Consider the following 25,907-nt stretch of genomic DNA (forward strand, 5'->3'; position numbering starts at 1 on the left):
CATGGGAAAATATTTTGGAACAGACGGTGTCAGAGGCGAAGCAAATGTGGAATTAACCCCTGAATTGGCTTTTAAATTAGGCCGCTGTGGTGGTTACGTCTTAAGCCAACACGAAAGTGCCGACAAACGGCCTCGGGTCTTGGTAGGTCGTGACACCCGGATTTCTGGTCAAATGTTAGAAAGTGCATTGATCGCCGGCTTGTTGTCTGTAGGAATTGAAGTCTTTCAACTAGGCGTGATTTCAACGCCAGGGGTTGCTTATTTGACCCGGGTACAAAAAGCGAGCGCCGGGGTGATGATCTCAGCTTCTCACAATCCTGCTTTGGACAATGGCATCAAATTTTTCGGTGGGGACGGCTTCAAGCTCGTGGACGACCAAGAATTGGAAATCGAGGCTTTGCTAGATGCACCAGAAGATACTTTGCCACGTCCTTCTGCTGAAGGTTTAGGTACCGTTGAAGAATTTCCAGAAGGCTTGCTTAAGTACTCACAATTCTTAGAACAAACGATTAACGGCGACCTTTCTGGTTTAACCGTCTGCATCGATGCAGCCAACGGTGCGACTGCTACCACAGTCAACCGCTTGTTTGCCGATTTGGAAACCGAATTTTATACCATTGGTACCAAACCCAACGGCTTAAATATCAACGATGGCGTGGGCTCTACTCATCCAGAATCACTGGCAGCTTTCGTAGTCGAAAAAGGCGCAGACGCTGGTTTAGCCTTTGATGGGGATGGAGACCGGGTTATTGCCGTAGACGAATTAGGGAATATCGTAGACGGTGACAAGATCATGTACATCTGTGCGAAATACTTAGCTAGCAAAAAACGGTTAAAACAAGACACCATTGTCACTACTGTTATGAGTAACCTTGGTTTCCATAAAGCGGTGGAAGAAATCGGCTTGCGGGATGTCATCACTCAAGTAGGGGATCGCTATGTTGTGGAAGAAATGCGGAAAAACGACTACAACTTTGGTGGGGAACAATCCGGCCACATGATTTTCCTTGATTTCAATACGACTGGGGATGGGATGCTTTCTGGGATTCAACTGTTAAGCATTATGAAAGCTACTGGCAAGAAATTGTCTGAGTTGGCGGCAGAAGTGACCATTTATCCGCAAAAATTAGTAAACATCCGCGTCTCCGATAAAAACGGCGCCATGGAAGTTCCAGCGATTAAAGCGGTAATCGATGAAGCGGAAGCCGAAATGGCTGGGAACGGTCGCATTCTCGTGCGCCCTTCCGGAACCGAACCGTTACTACGGGTAATGGCGGAAGCCGAAACCGATGAAAAAGTTGAATATTATGTAGAAAAAATCGCTGCCGTCGTTCGTGCAGAAATCGGCATTGATTAAGAGAAAGAACGCTTGTGCCAGGGAATTGGCACAGGCGTTTTTTCTTTGAATAGGAATCAGAGCCCATAGCAAAAGGAGAAAGATTTTGGAAGTATCAAAAGAGTGGTTGTATCAAAAAATCGCCGAAGCAGTGCAGTCTCTGCCTCGGCCTACCATTATCGGCATCAATGGAGCCATTACTTCAGGGAAAACAACTCTCGCAAGAAGACTGGCTGAGTATTTGCAAAAGCAAAATACGCCTGTGACTGTAGTCCACATTGATGATTTTCATCAACCCCGTAGCCTGCGCCAAAAAGAGGCAAGTCCTGCTTATTACTTAGCTCACGCCTTGGATCTGCCTCGGATTACTGATTTGGTGCAAAAGATTAAGGCTGGGGGATTCGAGGAAACTTGGCAAGTCTTAGATATGGGCACAGATGAATACAGTAAAAGCGTGGAGTTTGCCATTACCCCAGATAGCATTGTCATCATAGAAGGGGTCTTGCTCTATCAAAAAGCGCTAGTGGAGCTCTTTGATTACAAAGTGTATCTGGATATTTCTCCAAAAGAAATTCTCGAACGGGGGAAACTTCGGGATGTGCCCTTGTATGGGGCTAGGATCCTTGAGCAATATCGGCAATTTTTTATCCCGGTGCAACAACTTTATGAAGAAACGGCTCAACCTAAAGCATACAGTGATTTAGTGGTGGACGTGACAAATTTTGAAAGAATGATTGTGAAAGACAAAAAAAGTTGCCCTCGCTAATTAGCAAGAGCAGCTTTTTTTCTATTCTACGGTAACTGATTTGGCCAAGTTTCGTGGCTTGTCCACGTCGTAGCCCCGTTGCAAGGTAGCGTAGTAGGCTAGTAATTGAGTCGGCAAGACTGCTAGTAGGCTAGTCAAATACGGATGGACTTGAGGGAGCAAGATTTGATCCCCGACTTTGGCTAAAGCTTCACTGGCAATCACCAAGGTCTTGGCGCCTCGGCTTTCCACTTCTTTTAGATTGCCCCGGGTATGGGAGCCGGTGACTTCATCGGTGATAATCCCAATCACCGGTGTGCCTTCTTCAATCAAAGCGATGGTTCCGTGTTTTAATTCCCCAGCGGCAAAGCCTTCTGCTTGGATATAGGAGATTTCTTTTAGTTTCAAAGCGGCTTCCATGGAGACGTAGTAGTCATTGCCCCGGCCGATGTAAAAGGCATTGCGAGTGGCGGTCAAATACTCTGCCGTTAAATCGCTAAAATGACTCTTTTCGGAAATGATGCTTTCCATGGCAGAAGCGACGATGCCTAGTTCTTGGAAGACGGGGAAGTTCGTAGCTTTAGCTAGCCCTTTGGTGCGTCCCACAGCCGTTGCAAGCAGTGCCATCACTGCGATTTGCGCAGTGTAGGCTTTGGTGGAAGCTACTGCGATTTCCGGTCCCGCGTAAAGCAAAAGGGTATGGTCGGCTTCTCTGGAAAGGGTAGAACCGGCTACGTTGGTAATGGTCAACGCCGGATAGTCCAATTCATTGGTTTTCACCAAGACTTGGCGACTATCTGCCGTTTCACCACTTTGACTTAAATAGATAAAGAAAGGTTTTTTAGAAATTAGAGGTAAATTGTAACCAAATTCACTGGACAGGTGGATTTCCACTGGAATTTGCGTCAGCTCTTCAAAAAAGCGTTTGGCCGCCCATCCCGCATGACTACTGGTGCCACATGCCACGATGTATACTCGGTCACTGGCGGCTAGTTCACTTACCAGTGCTGAGTCAATGTGAATCTCGCCGTCTGCTTGCCGGTATTCTTGGACTAGGCGACGCATTACAGCTGGTTGCTCGTCGATTTCTTTTAACATGTAATAAGGGTAGGTACCTTTTTCGATGTCGCTTAAATCCAGCTGAGCTTGATAGGATTCTCGCTGTATACCGCGACCTGCCGCGTCATAAATTGTAACGGAGTCATTGGTGACAATCACCATTTCCCCATCGGCAATTTCCAAAAATTCATGGGTTTGGTCAATCATGGCCATGGCATCACTACAAACGACATTGAAGCCGTCACCGATACCGATTAATAGGGGACTTTTGTTTTTTGCCACATAAATCACGGTGGGGTCTTTTACGTCCACTAAGGCAAAAGCATAGGAGCCTTGAATCAGACTAAGAGCTTTTTTGAAAGCCTCTTTTGTGGACAGCTGTTCTTGAATCATCAGTGTTTCAATCAAGTGAACCACGATTTCTGTATCGGTTTGTCCTTTTAAGACATCATTGGCTAAATAGGTTTGGTGTAAGTCGTCAAAGTTTTCGATGACACCGTTGTGGACTAAGACAAGGCGTCCACTGGCTGAAGTGTGGGGATGGGCATTGACTTCGCTTGGTTTGCCATGGGTAGCCCAACGCGTATGACCAATACCAATCGTTCCTGTTACTTCCGGTGTTAATTTGTCTGCCAAGTTTTGAATCCGACCTTGGGCTTTGACAAGGTGACTAGAAGTGCGATCGGCTACAAAGATCCCCGCGGAGTCATATCCCCGGTATTCCAAGCGTTCCAATCCTTGCAATAAGACGTTTTCTGCCTGTTGTTTTCCTACGATTCCTACAATTCCACACATGTAAATAATCCTACTTTCTTGATTTCGATTTTTACTGTGTTTTTCCTGCGGCCCAAGTCTTTGTCTCACGCCTTCACAAGCGTGTTTTGCCTTGAGCTAAGGAGTGCAGTCCCCAGAGCCACCCGCCGAATCTTTCGATAAGCTCTCTCCTCGTCACCTGTCTTACAGGCCTGGCGCTATCCGTAATGGTCTATCTATCCTCCCGAAATTTATTTTTGAAAAACACATGGATATTGTATCTTTTGTGAGTATTCGTGTCAATGGATAATCTATTTAAATGAAATTGGTATAGTAGTATTTAAGCAAGTGAAGCGTGTTGTGTTTCCTTTTTATGATTGGGAAAGCCTCGTGATTTCGTAATGAAAATGCTTACAATATTTTTTAGCGAGATCGCGATGAAAAGAAAACTTTTTTTCGTGTAGACCAATTTTTTAGAGGGAAAAGAAACACTCTAGCGGGAACCCTCTTAGGAAAAATGCTGAAAAGTATTTTGTTTCTGGATTTAAATAGGGTATCATTTCTAAGAGAGCTGTTTTTTAATGTCATTTATTTTGGAGGAAACAGATGAATAACCAAGTACAAGCAATGAGTTTTAAAGAATTACAGTCCATCGTGGCGGCTTTAGCGAGTGATACCCGGATTACTCCGGAGACGAAAGTGTTTTTGGATACCGGTTGGGATAGTTTGCAAGAAATTTTGCCCGGCTCAGTCAAAGTAGCTACTGCTAAAACCTTTTCGGTACCGGATCCTTTAACCAATGAACGTTATCCTGGTTATGCCTTAGCAGAAAAAGCGGAGAAGTTTGAAGCAGACGAGGCAGAAGAAACCGTGATCGTGATTGAAAATCTATACTAATAGAAAAGTCGTGGCTGAAAAGTGACAGAGGGAGGACAAGATGAATCAAAGAAGATGGGTGGCTTTAGCAATCGCAGTGGGGTTGTTGCTATTTTCTGGTATTACACAGCGAGTCAACAATCAAGCCCAAGAAGAGCAACTAACGGGGATCAATGAATTATTATATGGAAGCAATGACTTGGAAAAGACGGTGGTAGAAGAGGGGAATAGCAATCAGCAAATCTTAAAACTCTCCGTGGAAGGAACGATTGCCGATAGTGGTTCCAGTAGTCTGTTTTCCAGTGACACATATGATCACCAACTTTTTCTAGAAGAATTAGAGGCGGCGGTTAGTGATCCAGAGATTAAGGGGATTCTTTTAGAAGTGAATTCTCCTGGGGGCGGGGTCTATGAAAGTGCAGAGATTGCCAAAAAGATGGCGGCAATCAAAGAAGCCGGGATTCCTGTTTATGTAAGTATGAAGCAAATGGCCGCAAGTGGTGGCTACTATATCTCGGCCGCTGCGGATAAGATTTTCGCCAGTGAAGAAACGGTAACTGGCTCAATCGGTGTGATCATGTCGGGGACGAATTATGCAGGGCTGTTTGAAAAGCTCGGGATTGAAGACACAACGGTGAAAAGCGGTGCCTTAAAAGACATTGGCTCTAGCACCCGCGAACCCACAGAAGCCGACAAAGAAGTCTTGCAAGCCTATGTGGACAGTGCCTTTGGTCGCTTCGTCAAAGTGGTAGCCAAAGGACGGCAAATGCCAGAAGAAACTGTGCGGAAATTGGCGGATGGCCGGATTTATGACGGTGCCCAAGCCAAAGAAAACGGCTTGGTAGATGAAATTGGCTTCCCGGAAGACGCTCTGGCGGCTTTAAAGACAGAACAAGATTTATCCCAAGCACAAGTGGTGAGTTACCAAGTGAGTTCTACGGGCTTTGCTTCGTCTTGGCTCGGGGTAAAACTGGCGGAAGCGCAAGGCTTAAAACTCTCTGAAAGCAGCCGCTTAGTCAATTTAGTGGAATCTTTAGGGACTCCAGAGTCACCAAAACCACTCTACTATTATGGAGGGGAATAAGATGACAGAGCAGTGGAACCCAGATGAAGAACAACAATCTCAAACGATAGAACCTACAACAAAACCCAAAACTTTTTTAAATGAAAGAAAGGTCTTAGGGCGAAAAAAAGCCACGGATGAAGAACAACGGAAACTACGGAAAAAGTGGCGCCCTTATGAAGAACCGAAAGAAACTGAACCAGGCTTTCCTCGTTACTTTTATGCGGGATTCTGGATGCGGAGTTTTGCTTTTTTGTTTGATTTGATCTGTATTGCTGCCATTCGCACCAGTACGCTGGGGTTGGTCTATCGTTTGGCCGGGCTAGTGGACACGGGGGATTACTTTGGGTTGTACAATTTGTTTAGCATCGCCATTTACTTAGCGTATTTTACTGGTTTGACCCGCTTTAATCATGGGCAAACCCTAGGGAAAATGGTCTTTGGGTTGCGAGTTGTTTCCTTAAGTGAAAAAGAGCTGACTTGGACGACGATTCTTATGCGGGAAACGGTTTGCCGCTTTATTCTAATGGGCTTTCCGTGGATTGTGGGCTATTTACCTGCCGCATTTAGTAAAAACAAGCAACACTTGGGGGATTATTTTTGCGAGACTAGTGTGGTAACGATTAATCTGATCAAAGCCTTCAATCAAGAGTTGGTATAAGTTTTCAAATCTGTAAAAGGGGTGAGCGCCATGGGCCAAACCATTTTATTTCCCAGTGATCGGGAACGAGAAGAAAAACTTGGAAAAACAGCATGGGAAAAAGGGGATTATGGCAAAGCACAAAGTCATTTTGAGCGGGCCTATCAGGCTGTGCCGGATTACCAATTAAACCGCCAAATCGTTTCCTGTCTTGAAAAGCAAGGGGCATTTTATCGAGCATTGCAATTTGCAGAAGGATTTCAAGAGGAGTACGACCAAGATCCAGCAGGTTTTGACCAACTCTTTCATTTGTATTTGTTACATCAAGACTTCTTAATGGCGCGAAAGTACTTGTGCTTGGCGACTAGACGACCGGCACTGGCGGATTTTGATTTTGCTCAGGCCAAACAGGAGTTGAAACAACTGGAACAGGTTTTTGCTTTTTATGACCTGGAGTCCGTTCAGGAAAAACGCGAATACTTGTTGCAGGTCAATCGCAGCTTGTTTCCTGTGCCCCAAGGAAAGTGGGAGGAAGTCTTGGCTCGCTTGCCCTATGCTTCTTTTGTCAGCATCGCCAAAGAGGTTTTGGCGAAAGCGCGTAATCCCTATTTGCGCCCGCGCTTAGTGGAAGAACTTGTGAAGCTAGGCTATCAAGAAGAGTTGGTTATCCAGGATGTAAAAGGAGTGGCGCAGACTTGTTGCTTTAAAGACTTGCGCCTACCTTTGGAATTGCCGACGTTGCGTCAGATGTTGCAATACTTGGAAAAAGAGCATGGGCAAGAAGATCCGATCCTTTTAGACAGTATTAAAGGAGAAGTGGAGGCTCATTTTGCTTTAGCGTATCCTTTTGCTCCACAGATAAAAGCCCCTTTGGAATGGGCGGAAAGTTATTGGAAAGAGTATCAAGTAGCCTTAGGAAGCATCCCGGCGGAATCTTTAACCTCTTTTGCCGAGATTCAGCTGGCGAAACAAGACTTGCGTAACTTACTGCAAATCCAGCTCTAAGAATGAAAAAAGCGCAAAAAAAGCCAGGTATCTCATCTAAAATGTTTACAATTTCCAGGCCTTAGTGTACTATTTAAAAGTATGTATTAAGCACATTCATATGAAAATTTTTTATTCACTCGGAGGGAAAAACATGACTGCAAAATGGGAAAAAACAGGCACCAACGATGGTGTGTTGACTTTTTCAATTCCACAAGTAGAAGTCCAAAAAGGTTTGACACAAGCCTTCAATAAAGTAAAAGGAAACTTGAACGTACCTGGCTTCCGTAAAGGAAAAGTAAGTCGTCAAGTCTTCAATAAAATGTACGGCGAAGCAGCTCTTTACGAAGATGCTTTGAACGCTGTTTTACCAGAAGCTTATGAAGCGGCTGTCAAAGAAGCAGGGATTGAACCTGTTTCCCAACCTCAAATCGATGTTGAAAGCATGGAAGCTGGCGAAGATTGGGTTATCAAAGCGGAAGTAACCGTAAAACCTGAAGTTAAATTAGGTCAATACAAAGACCTAGAAGTTTCAAAACAAGACCGTGAAGTAACCGACGCTGACGTGGATGCACGTTTGGAACGGGAACAACAATCACAAGCTGAATTGGTTATCAAAGAAGACGCAGCCGCTGAAAATGGCGACACTGTCGTTATCGACTTTGAAGGATTCGTGGATGGCGTTGCATTTGAAGGCGGCAAAGGCGAAAACTATTCATTAGAATTAGGTTCCGGTTCATTCATTCCTGGCTTCGAAGATCAATTAGTTGGTCAAAAAGCAGACAGCAATGTTGACGTAACCGTAACGTTCCCTGAAGACTATCAAGCAGAAGACTTGGCTGGTAAAGAAGCAGTCTTCAAAGTAGTCGTACACGAAGTTAAAGCAAAAGAATTGCCTGAATTGGACGATGAATTTGCGAAAGACGTTGACGATACCGTTGAAACATTAGACGAATTAAAAGCAAAATACCGCAAAGAATTAGAAGAAACCAAAGAAAAAGCTGCGGAAGACGCTAAAGACGAAGAAGCAATCAAGAAAGCCGTAGCCAATGCGGAAATCGTTGAATTGCCACACGTAATGGTTCACGATGAAGTTCACCGTTCAATGGACGAATTCTTGAACAATATGCAACGTCAAGGAATCTCTCCTGAAATGTACTACCAATTGACTGGTTCTACAGAAGAAGACTTGCACACTCAATTTGAAGGCGAAGCTGGCGAACGAGTGAAAACCAACTTGGTTATCGAAGCCATCGCTGCTGCTGAAAAAATCGATGCTTCTGAAGAAGAAATCGCTAATGAAATCAAAGAATTGTCTGAAGCTTACAATATGCCAGTAGAACAAATCAAACGCGTCTTGACTGAAGACATGTTGAAACACGATATCGCAATGAAAAAAGCGGTAGAATTGATCACTGGCACTGCAGTCGAAAAATAAGACTTGTACAAAAGGCCTCTCCTTGTGAGGGGTCTTTTTTTGTTTGTAGAAATTAAGGAACCCTTGTCACGTAAGGAAAGTCCTTTTGCTTTTTTTCGAACTGTGATATGATAGCTTAGACTATTCAGGTCAGATTCTGTCCACTCGTCACAGAGCATGGAAGAATTACTAGCGAACTAGCACGACTGTGTAGTTCATTTCAAGGAGTGAAGACCATGTATGATAATGCAAACGGAAACGACGCTGTCCGTTGTTCCTTCTGTGGCAAAACCCAAGAAGAAGTCCGTAAGATCGTAGCAGGTCCTGGCGTATATATCTGTAACGAGTGTATCGATTTGTGCAAAGAAATCATCGACGAACAGATTTACGAAGACGCTGCCCGTGAGTTCTTGGATGTCCCAAGACCACAAGAAATCTTAGAAATCTTAAACGAGTATGTAATTGGTCAAGGTCGGGCGAAAAAAGCATTGGCCGTAGCCGTGTACAACCATTACAAACGTGTCAATGCTGAAACCACGGAAGACGACGTGGAATTGCAAAAGAGTAATATTTGCCTAATCGGGCCAACTGGTTCCGGTAAAACCTTCTTAGCCCAAACGTTGGCTCGGTCATTGAACGTGCCATTCGCCATTGCGGATGCTACAAGCTTGACGGAAGCCGGCTATGTAGGGGAAGACGTGGAAAATATCCTCTTGAAACTCTTGCAAGCTGCGGACTACAATGTGGAACGGGCGGAAAAAGGGATTATTTACATCGATGAAATCGATAAAATTGCCCGTAAGAGTGAAAATGTCTCCATTACCCGGGATGTTTCCGGGGAAGGGGTCCAACAAGCTCTGTTGAAGATTTTGGAAGGAACGGAAGCGAGTGTGCCACCTCAAGGGGGACGGAAGCATCCGCACCAAGAAATGATCCAAATCGATACTACCAACATCCTCTTTATCGTCGGCGGCGCCTTTGATGGCATCGAAACCATCGTGAAGAACCGCATGGGAGAAAAGACGATTGGTTTTGGTACCGACAACAAGAAATTTGCAGAAGGGGAAAGTGTGATGCAACATATTATCCCAGAAGACTTGTTGAAATTCGGTTTGATTCCGGAATTTATCGGCCGCTTGCCAATTATGGCAGCTTTGGATAAATTGACCAATGAAGACTTAGTTCGGATTTTGACAGAACCAAAGAATGCTTTGGTGAAACAATATACCAAACTCTTGTCCTTAGATGATACGGAATTGGAATTCGAACCAGCAGCTTTGAAGGCGATTGCCGACTTGGCTATTGCTCGCAATACCGGAGCACGGGGCTTGCGTTCCATCATTGAAGACATCATGTTGGATATCATGTTTGATGTACCTTCTGATGAAACCATCGAAAAAGTCATCGTGACCAAAGAAGCGGTGACCGATGGGGCGAAACCTAAAATCGTTTACGGCAATTCTGAAAAGAAAGCCGGCTAATTGAGCAAGCGACAGGATACAAGTCCGCTGATTTGTATCCTGTTTTTTATGACAACAATCATTGAAAGGAGTGAGCCGATGAAAGTTCACAATGCAGAAATCGTCATTAGTGCGGTCTCTCCTGCGCAATACCCAGAAAGCCAATTACCAGAAATCGCTTTGGCGGGACGCTCCAATGTGGGGAAGTCCTCTTTTATCAATACGTTGATTGATCGCCGGAAATTGGCACGGATTTCTTCCAAACCGGGAAAAACCCAAACGCTGAACTTTTACTTGATTGAAAATAGTCTTTACTTTGTGGATGTGCCGGGCTACGGCTATGCAAAAGTTTCCAAGACGGAACGGGCAAAGTGGGGGAAGATGATCGAAACCTACTTGACCCAAAGAGAGCAGTTGAAAGCCGTGGTCTCTTTGGTAGACTTGCGTCATCCCCCGACAAAAGACGATATTCAGATGTATCAGTTTTTGAAGTATTACGGATTGCCGGTGATTTTGGTGGCGACTAAGGCGGATAAAATCCCCCGAGGTAAGTGGAACAAGCATGAAGCGGTGATCAAACGGGAGCTGGACTTCGATCCTAGCGATACCTTTATCATCTTTTCTTCCGTGACCAAAGAAGGTAAGGAAAAAGCTTGGGCCAGTATCGAAGCCGCCGTGGCGGAATAATTTTATACTTTACAAGAGACAGCCAGTTTGGTTGTCTCTTTTTTTTGTGATGATTAGCTGGCATTGTTTGCTCAGAGAGTTTGCGTCTTTTCCTTCCTGTGTTACACTGAGGAAGAATGTTTGAGGTGAGGAAAATGCAAGAGTATCAATATCCCTTAGATTTGGATTGGAGCACCAGCGAGATGGTGGTGGTCATGAAGATGTGGGAAGTACTGGAAGCGGCCAATGAAGAAGGAGTCCAAGTAGCGGATTTCTTACAGGCCTACCAAAAATTTAAAGAAGTCGTCCCGGCGATTGGCGAAGAACGCCGGCTCGGTCGAGAATTTGAAAAAAGTTCCGGTTATTCCTTGTATCACACCGTAAAAGCGGTAAAAGAACAAGGAACAGGACGTTTTAAAATGGGTGGAGAAACCAAGAAAGGACGGAAAAAATGAATCAGTTGGCAATTATCGAGGAAGTCAAGGGCTGGGTTTACGAAGCAGGAGAGAAAATCAAGGCGAGTTTTGACGATCAATTGGAAATCGACACGAAATCCGGACGCACGGATCTCGTAACAGACATGGACAAAGCTACCCAAGATTTTTTGATTGAAAAAATCATGGCTTTTGATCCTAGCGCGAAAATTCTAGGAGAAGAAAATGGCCAAGACCACTTGCAAGACGTATCTGGTCGCGTGTTTATCATCGATCCAATCGACGGCACGATGAATTTCGTCTTGGAGCAAGAAAACTTCTGCATCATGTTGGCCTTGTATGAAGACGGTGTGAGCCAATTGGGCTTCGTTTACAATGTTATGAAAGATGAGTTTCTCTATGGAGGCAAGGAAACCGGTGTCTTTTGCAATGGCAAACCGGTCACACCTCCCGTGAACAAGAGCTTGAGTGAAGGCTTAGTAGGGATGAACCAAGTCATGTTCCAAAGAAATGACTGGCATACTCAAGAAATCGGCAAAATCGCCATGGGTGTGCGGATGACCGGTTGTGCTGGTTATGAATTAATCGATTTATCCTTGGGCCGGCGAGTAGCCTATATTTCTCGTTTGGCTCCTTGGGACTACGCACCAGGTGGGGTGCTGATTGAAGCGCTAGGCTTGACCATGTCTACCATTGACGGTCGGGCCCTTGGCTTGGAAGAACGGGAAATATTTTTGGCGGGCACTCAAAAAGCTTATGATGAATGTTTAGAAATCGCCAACTCTTAATCGGCATTCTCTAGAATAAAACCTAGGTATTTTCAAAAAGTTCTTAAGAATCGGCTGTTTTTGTGAAAATGAAACATTTTCACTATATTTCAGAAAGACTTTCTGATATAATAAGCCGTCGAGTGAAACAATCGTGTAACGAAGAACCGGCCTTATAGGCTGGTTTTTTAAGGAAAAGGAGCAGACTGCTGTGAAATTACGTGAAGATATCCGCAACGTGGCCATTATCGCCCACGTCGACCATGGGAAAACAACCTTGGTAGATGAATTATTGAAACAATCCGATACCCTAGATAGCCATACTCAATTGGCTGAACGGGCAATGGACTCCAATGCATTGGAAAAAGAACGCGGCATTACGATTTTAGCAAAGAATACTGCGGTAGAATACAAAGATAAAAAAATCAACATCATGGACACCCCAGGACACGCGGACTTCGGTGGCGAAGTCGAACGGATCATGAAAATGGTAGACGGCGTGCTGTTGGTCGTGGATGCTTACGAAGGCACCATGCCGCAAACCCGTTTCGTTTTGAAAAAAGCTTTGGAACAACATTTGACCCCAATCGTGGTAGTAAACAAAATCGACAAACCATCTGCACGGCCTGAACACGTGGTAGATGAAGTCTTGGAACTCTTTATTGAATTAGGGGCCGACGACGATCAATTGGACTTCCCTGTAATCTATGCTTCTGCATTGAACGGGACTTCCAGTCTATCTGATGATCCGGCAGAACAAGAACACACTATGGCACCGATTTTCGATACTATTATCGAACACATTCCAGCGCCAGTGGACAATAGTGACGAACCTTTGCAATTCCAAGTCTCTTTGTTGGACTATAACGAATACGTTGGCCGAATCGGGATTGGCCGGGTTTTCCGGGGCAAGATTGCCGTTGGTGACCAAGTTGCTTTGATGAAATTAGACGGTTCTGTGAAGAAATTCCGGGTAACGAAATTGTTCGGTTTCTTCGGTTTGAAACGTTTGGAAATCCAAGAAGCAAAAGCTGGGGACTTGATTGCTGTATCCGGGATGGAAGACATCTTCGTCGGCGAAACCGTAACCCCAATCGATCATCAAGATGCGTTGCCAATTTTGCATATTGACGAACCAACTTTGCAAATGACATTCTTAGTGAACAACTCACCATTTGCTGGTCGGGAAGGGAAATTCGTAACGGCTCGAAAAATCGAAGAACGTTTGCTTTCTCAATTGCAAACCGATGTATCCTTGCGCGTTGATTCCATCGCCCCAGATGCTTGGATCGTTTCCGGTCGTGGGGAATTGCACTTGTCCATCCTGATTGAAAACATGCGTCGGGAAGGCTTTGAATTGCAAGTGTCTCGTCCAGAAGTAATCGAACGGGAAATCGACGGCGTCCGTTGCGAACCATTCGAACGGGTGCAAATCGATACACCAGAAGAATACATGGGTTCAGTAATCGAAGCTTTGGGAACACGTAAAGGTGAAATGCAAGATATGATCCATACCGGCAACGGTCAAGTGCGGATTATTTTCTTGGTACCAGCTCGGGGCTTGATTGGTTTTAGTACTGATTTCTTGTCCATGACTCGTGGCTACGGGATTATGGCTCATACCTTTGATGCTTACTTGCCAATGATTCCTGGTCAAATCGGTGGCCGTCACCAAGGTGCGTTGGTTTCCATCGACCAAGGAAAAGCCACTACTTACTCCATCATGTCTGTAGAAGAACGGGGCACGGTCTTTGTCGAACCAGGTACCGAAGTTTACGAAGGCATGATCGTAGGGGAAAACTCTCGGGAAAAAGACTTGACTGTAAACATCACCAAAGCAAAACAAATGACCAACGTGCGGTCTGCCAATAAAGACCAAACTTCTGTCATTAAACGTCCACGGATTTTGACTTTAGAAGAATCTTTGGAATTCTTGAACGATGATGAATACTGTGAAGTAACCCCTGAAAGCATTCGTTTACGGAAACAAATCCTGAACAAAAATGAACGGGAAAAAGCTTCTAAAAAGAAAAAAATTGCCGCTGCTGAATAAGCAATAAGCGTTTGAAAAAAACTACCGTCAGATTTGGCGGTAGGTTTTTTGTTTGTATGCTGCTTGATTCACAGTCTGAATATTTTTCAAGTGTGGAAAACTTTTCTGCTGAAACGTAAAAAGGCCTAATAGAATGGGATTTAGAAAATACGCAAAAGATATGAAAGAGTTTAATTCTCGATGATATGTTTCATATTTGGTAGATGTTTCACGGAAGAGCGACCCTGAAGAAAATTGGAAAGAAGTGTGGGAAATTTCATGGTCTTTTTGAAAATATTGGGAAAGGTTCTTGACTTCCTATCCAAATTGAAATTGAATTATGCTATAATGGGGAAACTAAGAATGCTAACTCTCAATACTTGTGACAAACGAGTTTGAAATAGTCCGAAAGGAAGGCTATCGAATGGAATTTTCACCGGAATTCGCTTTAGAAGTGTTGGTTCAAGATGGTGATCGCATCAAAAAACTGATCGAAAATCAAAAGAATAGTCAGTGTATTTCTCAATGCAAGGCCTTTGAGGAAGTGGTTGATACACAAATGTATGGTTTCTCCCGGCAGGTGGCGTATGCAGTACGTTTGGGACTCGTCCCAGGAGATACCGGGCATCAGTTGCTCGCGGATTTAGAGCGGGAATTGAATCGTTTATACAGTGAAGTCTACGAGAATCAGAAAACTGACAGCAACAAGGAGGTTTAATCCTTGTGCCAAAATTAAAAAAACGCCATTTACTGGACTATAGCATTTTGATTCCTTATTTGGTCTTATGTATTTTTGGTTTAGTGATGGTCTACAGTTCCACTTCTTATTTACAGTTGGTAGATGGGAAGAGTCCCATGGGCTTGGTGCGTAACCAAACGATTTTCTTTGTCATTAGTTTGGTGATCATCGGGGTGATTTACAAGCTCAAAACCCAGTTCCTAAAAAACGATAAATTGATAAACGTGATTTACTTTATCATGTTGGCCATTTTAATCTATACCCGTTTCTTCAATAATTACACGGCGAATGGGGCCTATGGTTGGATTCGCATTCCCGGAGTAGGGACGATTCAGCCGGCAGAGTTCTTCAAAATCGTCACCATTTGGTATCTTTCCGTGAAGTTTTACGGTCGCCAAGCGTTGATTAATGTCCGAGGCAAGTACTGGTCCCAAGTGGGCCGGCCGGCAATTGCAATTTTTGCCGCAGCTTTGGTTATTGTAGCCATGCCGGACTTGGGAAATGCCGCAATCATTATTTTGATTTTGATCATCATGCTCTTAGCCAGTGGGGTGAATTATCTCTATACGATTTTCACCGGTGTTATCGGCACGCTCTTTTCCGTAGGGGTCATTAAAGCATTGGGACTTCTCGGAGAAAAACTAGGGGATAAGCTTGATAGCTTGCCTTTTAGTCACGTATTAGAACGTTTCATCGTCTATCAAGATCCTTTTGAATATGTCTACGATAAAGGGCATCAGTTGGTAAATGGGTATTACGCCTTTTTCAATGGTGGACTTTTCGGTCGCGGGTTAGGAAATAGTATCCAAAAGAAAGGCTTTTTGGAATTTCCCCATACGGACTACATTTTCGCCATTGTGGTGGAAGAATTAGGCTATCTCGTGGCCATTTTGGTCTTGATTATCATCTTTTACATGGTAGCACGGATCTTTTTAGTGGGCATTCGCTCCACGGATCCTTTTAATTCATTGATGTGTATCGGCATCGGTGCGTTGTTCTTGGTGCAGATCTTCGTCAACTTGGGCGGGGTCTTAGGCATCATCCCATTGACCGGGGTAACATTCCCGTTCTTGAGTCAAGGTGGTTCCAGTTTGTTAATGCTGTCGATTTGTATCGGCTTTGTATTAAATATCAGCGCAGAGGAAAAACGCAAGAAATACGCAGTGATAAGCGAGTAATCGCCTATCGTAAATAGCTTTAGAACAGGCAAAACCCAATATTCCCCAACAGGATGACGGGTTTTTTCTGTAAGCAAAACTGTCAAAATTTTCCAAAACCTGTGAGAAACAAGCGTTGTGAAATTCATCAAGCCGAGGTCGAGGTTGGGCTTAGGCGGTAAACTTAAAGGAGTGGTTAAATGAAAAAAGTTCTTGTGGCCAATCGGGGCGAAATTGCAATTCGGGTCTTTCGGGCCTGTAGCGAGTTGAAAATTAAAACAGTGGGGATTTATGCGGCTGAGGATGAGTATTCGGTGCACCGCTTTAAGGCCGATGAAGCCTACTTAGTGGGCAAAGGGAAAAAACCGATTGATGCTTACTTGGACATTGACGACATCATCCGTATTGCGAAAGACTCCGGGGCGGAAGCCATCCATCCGGGCTATGGTTTCTTATCGGAAAACTTGGATTTTGCGAAGCGTTGTCAGGAAGAAGGCATCATCTTTATCGGGCCTTCCATTCACCACTTGGATATTTTTGGGGACAAAATCAAGGCAAAACAAGCAGCCATCGACGCAGGTATCCAGTCGATTCCAGGTACAGACGGTCCTGTGGCTTCTATTGAAGAAGTTCTGGAATTCGCCAATGATCATGATTACCCGATTATGATTAAAGCCGCTTTAGGTGGTGGCGGTCGCGGAATGCGAGTTGCCCGAGATGAAAAAGAAGCTAGAGACGGATATGAACGAGCCAAAAGTGAAGCCAAGGCTGCCTTTGGTTCTGATGAAGTCTATGTGGAAAAATACATTGGCAATCCGAAGCATATCGAAGTCCAAATCTTAGGGGACAGTCACGGAAATGTGGTCCACTTATTTGAACGGGACTGCTCGGTACAACGGCGCCATCAAAAAGTCGTGGAAGTAGCACCTTGTGTTTCACTGACCAGTGAACAACGGCAGACCATTTGTGATGCCGCCGTGCAATTAATGAAACATGTAGGTTATGTGAATGCCGGTACGGTGGAATTTTTGGTAGAAGGAGACAAATTCTACTTTATCGAGGTCAATCCCCGAGTTCAAGTGGAACATACCATTACGGAAATGATTACCGACGTGGATATTGTGACTTCTCAGATTTTAATCGCCCAAGGCAAAGACTTGCACCAAGATATTGGGATTCCCGCGCAAAAGGATATCCAATTTAAAGGGGCGGCTGTCCAGTGCCGGATTACCACTGAAGATCCTTTGAACAATTTCATGCCGGATACCGGGAAAATCGATACTTATCGTTCTCCAGGGGGCTTTGGTGTCCGCCTAGACGTAGGGAACGCGTATGCAGGAGCCGTGGTAACTCCTTACTACGATTCACTATTGGTGAAGGTTTGTACCTTTGGGGCGACTTTTGGTCAAGCGATTCAAAAGATGCAACGCTGCTTGCGGGAGTTTCGGATTCGAGGCGTTAAAACCAATATTCCTTTTATGCAAAATGTGATCAATCACCCGAATTTCCAAACCGGGGATGCGAAGACGACCTTTATCGACAATACTCCGGGATTATTTGAATTCCCTCGTTTGCGCGACCGGGGCAATAAAACCATGAAGTACATCGGCGAAATCACCGTTAATGGCTTCCCGGGGATTGAAAAGAACAAGAAGCGTTACTTTGAAGAACCTCGAGTGCCTAAAAAGCTGATTACCTTAGATCATCGTTCTGCTAAAAATGTCTTGGATGAAGAAGGCGCTGATGCAGTGGTTTCTTGGATCAAAGACCAAAAAGAACTACTTTTAACGGATACGACTTTCCGGGATGCCCATCAAAGTCTCTTGGCTACCCGAGTGCGAACCAAGGACTTTAGCAAGATTGCTGACTTAACGGAAAAAGCTTTGCCCCAATTGTTCTCCAGTGAAATGTGGGGGGGAGCGACTTTTGATGTCGCTTATCGTTTCTTAAATGAAGATCCATGGCAACGGCTACGCATGATTCGTAAATTAATGCCAAACACCTTGTTGCAAATGCTCTTTAGAGGATCCAATGCAGTGGGTTACTCCAATTATCCCGACAATGTTTTGGTGGAATTTATCAAAGAGTCTGCGGCGCAAGGGATCGATGTCTTCCGAATTTTTGATAGTTTGAACTGGGTACCGCAAATGGAACGCTCGATTCAAGCAGTGCGGGACACTGGGAAGATTGCGGAAGCGGCGATTTGCTACACCGGGGATATCAATGATCCAACTCGAGACAAATACACCGTTCAATACTACAAAGACATGGCCAAGGAATTAGAAAACCTGGGGGCCCATATTATCGCCATTAAAGATATGGCCGGCTTGTTAAAACCTCGCGCAGCGTATCGCTTAATCAGCGAGTTAAAAGCGACTGTAGACTTACCGATTCACTTGCATACCCATGATACTTCTGGGAATGGCATTATCACTTATTCTGCGGCGACTCAAGCAGGGGTGGATATCGTAGACGTGGCTACGGGAGCTATGAGCGCTTCGACTAGTCAGCCGGGAATGGCAAGTCTCTACTATGCTTTGGCGGACGACAAGCGTCAGCCAAAGATCAATATTAACAATGCCCAGCAGATTAACCACTACTGGGAAGATGTGCGCATGTACTACAAGCCTTTTGAAAATGGTTTAAACAGTCCCCATGCGGAGGTCTACACCCATGAGATGCCAGGAGGACAATACTCCAATCTTCAAGTTCAAGCGAAAGCTGTGGGCCTAGGGGATCAATGGGAAGAAGTCAAAACCATGTATCATACGGTAAATATGATGTTTGGGGATATCGTGAAAGTTACCCCATCTTCCAAAGTCGTGGGAGACATGGCCTTGTTCATGGTTCAGAACAACTTGACCGAAGAAGATGTTTACGAAAATGGCTTGGAGTACAATTTCCCTGAGTCTGTAGTGACCTTCTTCCAAGGGGAATTAGGCCAACCAGTGGGGGGCTTCCCTAAGAAGTTGCAACAAATCATCTTAAAAGGCCGTCCTGCCTTTACCGAACGCCCGGGAGCATTGGCGGCGCCGGTGGACTTCGCTGAGGTGAAAGCTGAATTAGCCGAAAAAATCGGGTATGAACCAAAACAAAAGGAAGTCTTAAGCTACTTGATGTATCCCCAAGTCTTCTTAGATTACCAAACGGCTTACAATATGTTTGCAGATGTGACTATGCTTGATACACCGACCTTCTTCAGTGGTATGCGCTTAGGTGAAACCATTAACGTGGAAATCGAAAAAGGGAAAATTTTGATTATTCGCTTGGATGAAATCGGTGAACCGGATATCGAGGGTAATCGGACTCTGTTCTTTAACTTGAATGGTCAACGGCGAGAAATTCTGATTAAGGATACTGCCATTAAGAGTGCAATCCAAACAAAACGGAAAGCCGAACCAACCAATAAAGAACAAATCGGTGCCACCATGCCAGGTTCTGTTTTAGAAATCTTCGTGAAAAAAGGCGACCGGGTAAAACAAGGGGATACCTTGATGGTCACGGAAGCGATGAAGATGGAAACGGCTATTGAAGCTCGCTACGACGGGGAGGTCAAACACATTTATGTGGAAGCCGGGGAAACCATCGCCCAAGACGATTTGCTAATTGAAGTGGTGGAAAAATAAAAATGGTAAGAAAAGAGGTTGGCGCGTGACGCCAACCTCTTTTTATAGTTTTTTAAAAGACTCTTTCTTAGCGAGAGGCGGCTGTTCTCTTTTGGGAACCCTTGGTGTATCATAGATAGATAGAGAGTTTAGAGGAGGGCCCGGTTTGAAGAGGCGATTGATGTTTTTTGTTTTTTTAATTTTAGCACTGTTAGTGGTGTACTTGCAGCCGGTGTTTTTTCCGAGGCAGGCTCAGACGATTCGGCCCCATGAGTCTCAGGCAACCGGGGAAGGGACCATTACCAATATGCAAGCCGATCCAGTGGCAGCAGAAGGCTTCGCTACGGAGATTGGGAGTTCTCTAAAAGACTTTGAAAAGACTCATGGCGCACCGATCATCAGTTATGATTCAGGCTACGGTTTCACCATTAGCCGCTATGAAACGGAGGAAACCGGTTTTTTAGAAGTGAATAGTGAAGATGGAAAAGTCGTCGCTATTAAGAGTACGGGTATCGATGGGCAAGAGATAGCGCCTTTTTCCTTAAATATGAGCATGGGAGACTTAGCAGCGATTACCATGTTGTTCCCCAATTTCACCATTGACGATGAAGGTGCAGAAATCCAAATCGAACTCATGGAAGAAGATTTGAATTATCGTCCACTGTTGGTTTTTGATAATGGGGTATACGGCATCTTGTTCTTTAATCGCAATTCGGAGCTGTACGGTGTCATGTATTTGACCAAGGATATGCTGTTGAAATTGGCTCCTTATAATTTGATTTCTGGTGAAGTACCGGCGATGAAAGCTCAAGCGACGGAGTGGGGGGAGATCAATCAGGCCAAAATCGATCAAGGGTTTCAATTGTTGAACGCCTTGCGCCTTCAAGAAGAGCTGCCTTTGTATGAAACCACCTATACGTTGCAAGGCCAAGGTCGGGACTTTTTGACACGCTTTTTGAAGAATCCGCAAAAGCATTTGTCCGAGAGTCGCTATGAGAGTTTTCGAAAAGTGACCGAAGATGCCAGCAATGAGGTCTTTATAGTGACAGGAAGTGAGTTTACCGATTTGGCCAAAGCCGTGGGAGTGGCAGATATTCAAGGCTTTTTTGAGACGCCGTGTTATGATCTGACGTTTCAGATTTTGTCCTGGTACAGTGATCCTTATATGCACGCTCGTTTTATGGAAGAGCAGAAACAAGCAATCGCTATTGGCATCTCCCAACAGAATATGGTAATCTTATTTGAAGATGTAGCAGAAACCGAGGATAGTGACTAGTGATTTACGATGAAAAAATGCTCGCAATCGATGATCAAATCGATCAGGTTTTAGGAGCCATTCAAGAGGCGGCAATTTTTCGCCAGTATTTGGCGAAAAAACAGCTTTTAACTGAAGATGAAGCGGCAGTGGCGGCCAAGCGCACTTTTGGCGAGAAAAAGCGCCGTTATGAAGAGCTGCAAGCCTACGGGAAATATGCTCCTGGCTATCAAGACAGCCTTAAAAGTGTCATGCAGGCCAAGCGAGAATTAGACTTGACGCCAAGTGTCAGTGAGTTTCGGGTAGCCGAGACGAATTTACAAGGATTATTGGATGAAATCGGTGGGGCCATCGCCGGTGCCATCGATGAAGAGATAAAAGTAGCAGCGGGGAATCCGTTTTTTGAAACCGGCTCGTCTGCTAGTAGTTGTGGAGGGAATTGCCATGGAAGTTGATCAGACAGCGGGATTTGAAATCAACCCGAGACGAGGATTAGTCGTTTGGGTGTATAGCTTGAAACAGTTGAAAAACTTGAAGCGATACGGCTTTGTTTACTATGTCTCCCGGAAGATGAAATATGTCTATTTGTATTTAGACGAAGAGCGCTACGAAGAAAATCTGGCGAAAATTCAAAAGCTGCATTTTGTTCGCAGCGTGGAACCATCCTATCGTCCGGATGTGGAAATGAATTTTGCCGATAAAATCGGAACGAAAGCGGCGTATCAAGAAGTGGATGAAGGCTTTGAAGTAGAAGAGCTGTCCACCCGGATTCGTTTAGCAGAAAATGTGTAAGAAAAGGCGGGGTTCTCACAAGAACCGAAACCGCCTTTTTTGTTGAGACTAATTGAGTAAAAAGAAAGCAGGATAAAGACATGAGAGTGATTTCTGGTGAATTTCGTGGTCGCCGGCTAAAGAGTTTGGCTGGGGACAATACCCGGCCTACGACGGATAAAGTGAAAGAGTCAATCTTTAATATGATTGGTCCTTATTTTGATGGGGGTATCTGCTTGGACCTTTTTAGTGGCAGTGGCGGTCTGGGGATTGAAGCGGTCTCCCGGGGAATGGAGCAGGCGTACTTAGTGGACCGCAGTTATCCGGCCATGAAAGTAATCAAAGAAAATGTTGCTTTGACGAAGGCCGAAGAACGCTTCGTCTTATGGAAATTGACCGCCCAAGTAGCTTTGCAAAAATTGGCGGAAGCCGGCATAAAAGTGGACTTGGTACTACTGGATCCTCCTTATGCTCAGCAGGAATTGGCAAAGCAATTACAAGAACTACAAGATTTAGACCTTTTAGCTCCGGATGCCGTGGTGGTCTGTGAAATGGATAAAAAAGTGGTTCTCCCAGAAAGCATTGGGCACTTGAACCAGCGCAGACACCAGATTTATGGCATTACGTCGGTGACGATTTATGATTTTGAGGAGGACGCAGAATGAAAAAAATCGCTTTGTTTCCGGGGAGCTTTGACCCCTTTACCATGGGCCATTTGGATACGGTGGAAAGAGGAGCCCGGATTTTTGATGAAGTCATCTTAGGCGTCTTTGTGAACACCGGAAAAAAGAACTGGTTTACGCCTAGTGAGCGCCAAGAACTGATTAAAGCCAGTGTGGCTCATTTGTCCAATGTCCGGGTGGAAGCTCAAACTAGTGAACTGACGGTGGACTATGCCAAAAAGATGGGGGCGAATTTCTTGCTTCGTGGAATTCGTAGTATGAAAGATTATGAATACGAAAAAGACATTATGGCGATGAATCGTCATTTGGATCAGGAGTTAGAGACCGTCTTTTTATTGGCCAATCCTCAGTACGCCCATATTAGCTCTAGTTTGCTAAAAGAAGTAGTGCTTTTTGGCGGCGACGTGGCGGAGTATTTGCCAGAACCAATCTACCAAGCGATGCTTAGAAAGCGTGATTCTCTTGAAAAATAAATTTTCGGTAAAAAGACTGCTCTTACTTTTGGCGGCGCTAGTGGCGATTGCCTGTGTGATCGTGCCCATTCCCTATTATGTGGAAGGGCCGGGAGCGACGATTGATTTGTCGGAGTTGATTACGGTGAATGACAAGGAAGATGACTTTTCTGGTTCCTTTTCGCTGACTTCCGTGGGGATTCGCCAGGCCACGGTCTTGACCGCTGCGAAAGCCAAGTTTTCGGACTTTGAAGAAGTGGTTTCAAAAGAAGCCTTGATGGGTGGAGCCACTACGGAAGAGTATGACCAAATGCAGGCTTATTACATGGAATCTTCTCAAAATGCAGCCATTGAGCAGGCCATGAAATTAGCGGGAAAGCCTTATGAAATGAGTTACTTAGGAGTCTACGTCATGTCGGTGGAACCAAACTCGACGTTTTACGGCAAAATCGCCGTGGGGGACACGGTGACGAAAGTCAATGGGAAAAGCTTTGCCAGTGCCGATGAATTAGTGGCTTACGTTCACGGGCAAACTGTGGGAGACACCGTCACCGTGACCTATCTTCACGATGGAAAAGAAAAAGAAGCCAGCGGTAAGCTGATCGCTTTGCCAAAACCCAACGAAGGCAAGGCCGGAATTGGCATTAGCTTAACGAGTCACACGGAAATCAAAACCGCTGAATCCATTAAATTTGATGTGGACAATATTGGCGGGCCTTCTGCGGGCTTGATGTTTACTTTGGAAATCTACCAACAATTAGTCGGCAAAGATTTGCGTAAAGGGCTAGACATTGCCGGTACCGGGACCATGGAGGCAGACGGCACTGTGGGGCAAATCGGTGGCATTGACAAGAAAGTCGCTTCCGCTTCTGAAAGTGGCGCCAAAGTCTTCTTTGCCCCGAAAGGTAGCTCAAAAGAAGATACGAACTACGAAGAAGCCAAAGCTGCGGCGAAAAAACTCGGTACGGATATGAAAATCGTCCCCGTGGGTACTTTGGCGGATGCCGTGGCTTATTTGGAACAAATGAACTAAAGGGACTCGCTTAAAAAATCAGTGAAAAAAGTCAAACAATCGGCGGCAGTAAGCTTTCGTAAAAGAACCTGGGAAAGCTTACGGAAGAAGACCGGGATTGTTTGACTTTTTTTCTTTTCTCAGGAACCTTCACGGACTTTTTCCAAAATTCTTTTTAGGAGTATGGTATAATTTTTGGTAGCAGAATTTGTAGCGCAAATAAGGAGGAAGTACAAGGTGGAAATCAAACGTCAAAAACCCATGGTAGAAGCTTATCATTACGATCAACGGATACCAGATCAAGAATACGAAACAAAATTAAACGTGGGCTTTGCCCCATTGGAGTCCAATGATCCGAACTATCCGAAAGAAAACAGCATTTTAGGGGCCCGCTTGGAATTTGTCTTAGCGTTTAAAGAATATGTGCTTTCCGGACAAATCAGTCAGATCAATCACATTCTCAACCGGAAAATCACCCAACAAGAGGATTTGACAAAAGAAGAAATCGACATCATCGTGGCGCCTTTGTTTGATTTGGTGGAACGAATCAGCTATGAAGTGACGGAAATCGCCACTGACGAACCTGGTTTGAAGCTGAACTTTCAAGCGGATGCTACCTTAGCAGAAGCGGAGGAATAAGCATGTTTACCGATGAAACCCAAGTAATGTTGTATGTGACGGACGTGGCAGCAGCCGGAGCTTTTTGGGAAAGTTTGGGCTTTGTAATTTTGGAAGAATCCGAAGCAGACGGCACATTGGTCTTGGAAATCGCGCCAAGCACTGAGAGCAACTTGCACTTGGTCTTGTATGATTTGAATTATGTTCAAAGCCACTCTCCTGAAGTGAATATCGCGGCGCCGTCGATTCTCTTTACGGCCACGGATGTGTTGGATTTGTATCAGCGGATGCAAGTTTTAAACGTGACCTTAGGGGAAATGGTGCAGTTAGGAGAACAGTTGATTTTCAACTTTGCCGATCCCGAGGGCAATTATTTCGCCGTCAGCGGACCGAATCAGTAAGAATTAGCAGAATCTCGCATTACAATAGCTAAAGCTAAACACGCCACTGACCAAACTTTTTTGGCCGGTGGCTTTTTTTTAATCAGATAATCGGAAGCTTGTGTTCAGTCATTGCCGGAAAGTAACTATCAGGGGGAATTCTTCGCTTTTCTTTTGGAAAGGGCGTACACTAAATGAAAGAACAAACAAGGAGGTGGCGAAGTTTTGAAGCCTTATGTTTTTGCCATTGGGGATGTCCATGGCATGTATGATTTGTTCACAAAAGTAGTGGATTACTGTGACCCCAGCTTGCACCAGTTGATCCTGATGGGGGATTTAAACGATCGCGGCCCCCAGGTGAAGGAGAGCTTTTTATTGGGGAAAAAGCTGGTGGAAGAGCAAGGGGCAGTGTATCTCATGGGCAATCATGAAGAGCTGTTTTTGTATTTTCTCGACCGACCGGAAGATGTAGGGGCGTTGTATGAGCAAAATGGTGGCCGCCAGACCATTGAAAGTTTGCTGCATAAAGGGGCTTGGGAAGAGTATTCTCCCACGGAAATCGCCATGATGATCAAAAGTCGTTACAAGGATTTGGTGGCTTTTTTGCGGGAGCGACCGTTATATGCCCAGTGGGGTCCTTACGTTTTTGTCCACGCGGGGGTGGATCTTCACAAAAAGGATTGGCGGAAAACTAGTCCCCATGATTTTGTGTGGATCAGAGAAGACTTTCATCAAAGTCCCAACCATACGGGAAAAACCATCGTCTTCGGGCACACCATTACCCCGGCGCTTCATGGGGATATGATGACCACGGATTTGTGGCAGCAAGATCATAAAATCGGTATCGACGGCGGGGCAGTCTTTGGGGGCAGTCTCCACGGAGTGATTTTTGATCAAAAAGGAATCTTGCAAGATATTGAGTATCAAAATTTAACCGGACCTTGGCAGCCATCGATTTAGCAAACTAGGACGAAACGAGATTGAGCCATCTGCTCAGTCTCGT

The 25,907-nt window shown here is 44.9% G+C and carries 24 protein-coding genes and 1 pseudogene; 24 read left to right on the forward strand and 1 reads right to left on the reverse strand.

The features are described from left to right. Position 1: 1 nt before the first annotated feature. Positions 2-1,357: a phosphoglucosamine mutase gene (gene glmM, locus I579_RS11065; protein ID WP_010753489.1), complete on the forward strand. Its 1,356-nt coding sequence runs from the start codon at positions 2-4 to the stop codon at positions 1,355-1,357. Between the two features lie 85 nt (positions 1,358-1,442). Then, a complete protein-coding gene (locus tag I579_RS11070; protein WP_010753490.1) occupies positions 1,443-2,102 on the forward strand; it encodes an AAA family ATPase in 660 nt (219 codons plus the stop codon). A 21-nt stretch (positions 2,103-2,123) separates the two neighbouring features. On the opposite strand, the gene glmS is transcribed toward I579_RS11070, so the two are convergent. Continuing rightward, on the reverse strand, positions 2,124-3,935 hold the full coding sequence (glmS, locus tag I579_RS11075; protein WP_010753491.1) for a glutamine--fructose-6-phosphate transaminase (isomerizing): 1,812 nt from the start codon (positions 3,933-3,935) through the stop codon (positions 2,124-2,126). A 564-nt stretch (positions 3,936-4,499) separates the two neighbouring features. On the opposite strand from glmS, the gene I579_RS11080 reads away from it, so the two are divergent. The 22 genes and pseudogenes from I579_RS11080 to I579_RS11185 all read left to right on the forward strand — a co-directional run bounded on the left by I579_RS11080 (position 4,500) and on the right by I579_RS11185 (position 25,864). Further along, the gene (locus I579_RS11080) at positions 4,500-4,790 is read left to right on the forward strand and encodes a hypothetical protein (RefSeq protein WP_010753492.1); all 291 of its coding nucleotides are present in this window, start codon (positions 4,500-4,502) and stop codon (positions 4,788-4,790) included. Positions 4,791-4,830: 40 nt separating this feature from the next. Continuing rightward, positions 4,831-5,853, forward strand: coding sequence for a signal peptide peptidase SppA (gene sppA, locus I579_RS11085; RefSeq protein WP_010753493.1), 1,023 nt, complete (start codon positions 4,831-4,833; stop codon positions 5,851-5,853). 1 nt (position 5,854) lies between these two features. Beyond that, the gene (locus tag I579_RS11090; RefSeq protein ID WP_010753494.1) at positions 5,855-6,493 is read left to right on the forward strand and encodes an RDD family protein; all 639 of its coding nucleotides are present in this window, start codon (positions 5,855-5,857) and stop codon (positions 6,491-6,493) included. Positions 6,494-6,523: 30 nt separating this feature from the next. After that, positions 6,524-7,477, forward strand: a complete 954-nt coding sequence (locus I579_RS11095) for a hypothetical protein (protein ID WP_010753495.1) — start codon at positions 6,524-6,526, stop codon at positions 7,475-7,477. A 133-nt stretch (positions 7,478-7,610) separates the two neighbouring features. Then, on the forward strand, positions 7,611-8,894 hold the full coding sequence (gene tig / locus I579_RS11100; RefSeq protein WP_010753496.1) for a trigger factor: 1,284 nt from the start codon (positions 7,611-7,613) through the stop codon (positions 8,892-8,894). A gap of 215 nt (positions 8,895-9,109) precedes the next feature. Further along, complete coding sequence (clpX, locus tag I579_RS11105) at positions 9,110-10,354, forward strand: ATP-dependent Clp protease ATP-binding subunit ClpX (RefSeq protein ID WP_010753497.1); 1,245 nt, start codon at positions 9,110-9,112, stop codon at positions 10,352-10,354. Between the two features lie 78 nt (positions 10,355-10,432). Continuing rightward, a complete protein-coding gene (gene yihA, locus I579_RS11110) occupies positions 10,433-11,020 on the forward strand; it encodes a ribosome biogenesis GTP-binding protein YihA/YsxC (RefSeq protein ID WP_010753498.1) in 588 nt (195 codons plus the stop codon). 134 nt (positions 11,021-11,154) lie between these two features. After that, complete coding sequence (locus I579_RS11115) at positions 11,155-11,454, forward strand: UPF0223 family protein (protein ID WP_010753499.1); 300 nt, start codon at positions 11,155-11,157, stop codon at positions 11,452-11,454. Further along, a complete protein-coding gene (locus I579_RS11120; RefSeq protein ID WP_010753500.1) occupies positions 11,451-12,221 on the forward strand; it encodes an inositol monophosphatase family protein in 771 nt (256 codons plus the stop codon). Before I579_RS11115 ends, I579_RS11120 begins: the two co-directional genes overlap by 4 nt. A gap of 190 nt (positions 12,222-12,411) precedes the next feature. Beyond that, complete coding sequence (gene typA / locus I579_RS11125) at positions 12,412-14,253, forward strand: translational GTPase TypA (protein ID WP_010753501.1); 1,842 nt, start codon at positions 12,412-12,414, stop codon at positions 14,251-14,253. A gap of 403 nt (positions 14,254-14,656) precedes the next feature. Beyond that, positions 14,657-14,950, forward strand: coding sequence for an Fpa/YlaN family protein (locus tag I579_RS11130; RefSeq protein WP_010753502.1), 294 nt, complete (start codon positions 14,657-14,659; stop codon positions 14,948-14,950). A gap of 5 nt (positions 14,951-14,955) precedes the next feature. Then, positions 14,956-16,149, forward strand: a complete 1,194-nt coding sequence (locus I579_RS11135) for an FtsW/RodA/SpoVE family cell cycle protein (protein WP_010753503.1) — start codon at positions 14,956-14,958, stop codon at positions 16,147-16,149. 179 nt (positions 16,150-16,328) lie between these two features. Next, positions 16,329-19,754 (forward strand): pyruvate carboxylase, encoded by a 3,426-nt coding sequence (locus I579_RS11140; RefSeq protein WP_010753504.1) that lies wholly within the window; start codon positions 16,329-16,331, stop codon positions 19,752-19,754. Between the two features lie 160 nt (positions 19,755-19,914). Continuing rightward, positions 19,915-21,009: a CAP-associated domain-containing protein gene (locus tag I579_RS11145; protein ID WP_010753505.1), complete on the forward strand. Its 1,095-nt coding sequence runs from the start codon at positions 19,915-19,917 to the stop codon at positions 21,007-21,009. Next, complete coding sequence (locus I579_RS11150; protein WP_010753506.1) at positions 21,009-21,443, forward strand: YlbF/YmcA family competence regulator; 435 nt, start codon at positions 21,009-21,011, stop codon at positions 21,441-21,443. The genes I579_RS11145 and I579_RS11150 overlap by 1 nt, the downstream gene beginning before the upstream one ends. After that, complete coding sequence (locus I579_RS11155; RefSeq protein ID WP_010753507.1) at positions 21,433-21,780, forward strand: YlbG family protein; 348 nt, start codon at positions 21,433-21,435, stop codon at positions 21,778-21,780. Before I579_RS11150 ends, I579_RS11155 begins: the two co-directional genes overlap by 11 nt. A 77-nt stretch (positions 21,781-21,857) precedes the next feature. Then, a pseudogene (gene rsmD, locus I579_RS11160) lies at positions 21,858-22,424 on the forward strand (16S rRNA (guanine(966)-N(2))-methyltransferase RsmD); the annotation flags it as partial. Continuing rightward, entirely contained in the window at positions 22,421-22,915 is a 495-nt protein-coding gene (coaD, locus tag I579_RS11165; protein ID WP_010753509.1) for a pantetheine-phosphate adenylyltransferase, read from the forward strand. The pseudogene rsmD and the gene coaD, both read left to right, overlap by 4 nt. Beyond that, positions 22,905-23,927, forward strand: a complete 1,023-nt coding sequence (locus I579_RS11170; protein WP_034810345.1) for a SepM family pheromone-processing serine protease — start codon at positions 22,905-22,907, stop codon at positions 23,925-23,927. Before coaD ends, I579_RS11170 begins: the two co-directional genes overlap by 11 nt. Positions 23,928-24,143: 216 nt before the next feature. Beyond that, complete coding sequence (locus I579_RS11175) at positions 24,144-24,545, forward strand: DUF1149 family protein (RefSeq protein ID WP_010753511.1); 402 nt, start codon at positions 24,144-24,146, stop codon at positions 24,543-24,545. A gap of 2 nt (positions 24,546-24,547) precedes the next feature. Next, complete coding sequence (locus I579_RS11180; RefSeq protein ID WP_010753512.1) at positions 24,548-24,925, forward strand: VOC family protein; 378 nt, start codon at positions 24,548-24,550, stop codon at positions 24,923-24,925. A gap of 204 nt (positions 24,926-25,129) precedes the next feature. After that, positions 25,130-25,864: a metallophosphoesterase gene (locus tag I579_RS11185; protein ID WP_010753513.1), complete on the forward strand. Its 735-nt coding sequence runs from the start codon at positions 25,130-25,132 to the stop codon at positions 25,862-25,864. Positions 25,865-25,907: the final 43 nt, after the last annotated feature.

Origin of the sequence: Enterococcus asini ATCC 700915 (genome assembly GCF_000407365.1) — a bacterium.
Taxonomy (GTDB): domain Bacteria; phylum Bacillota; class Bacilli; order Lactobacillales; family Enterococcaceae; genus Enterococcus_C; species Enterococcus_C asini.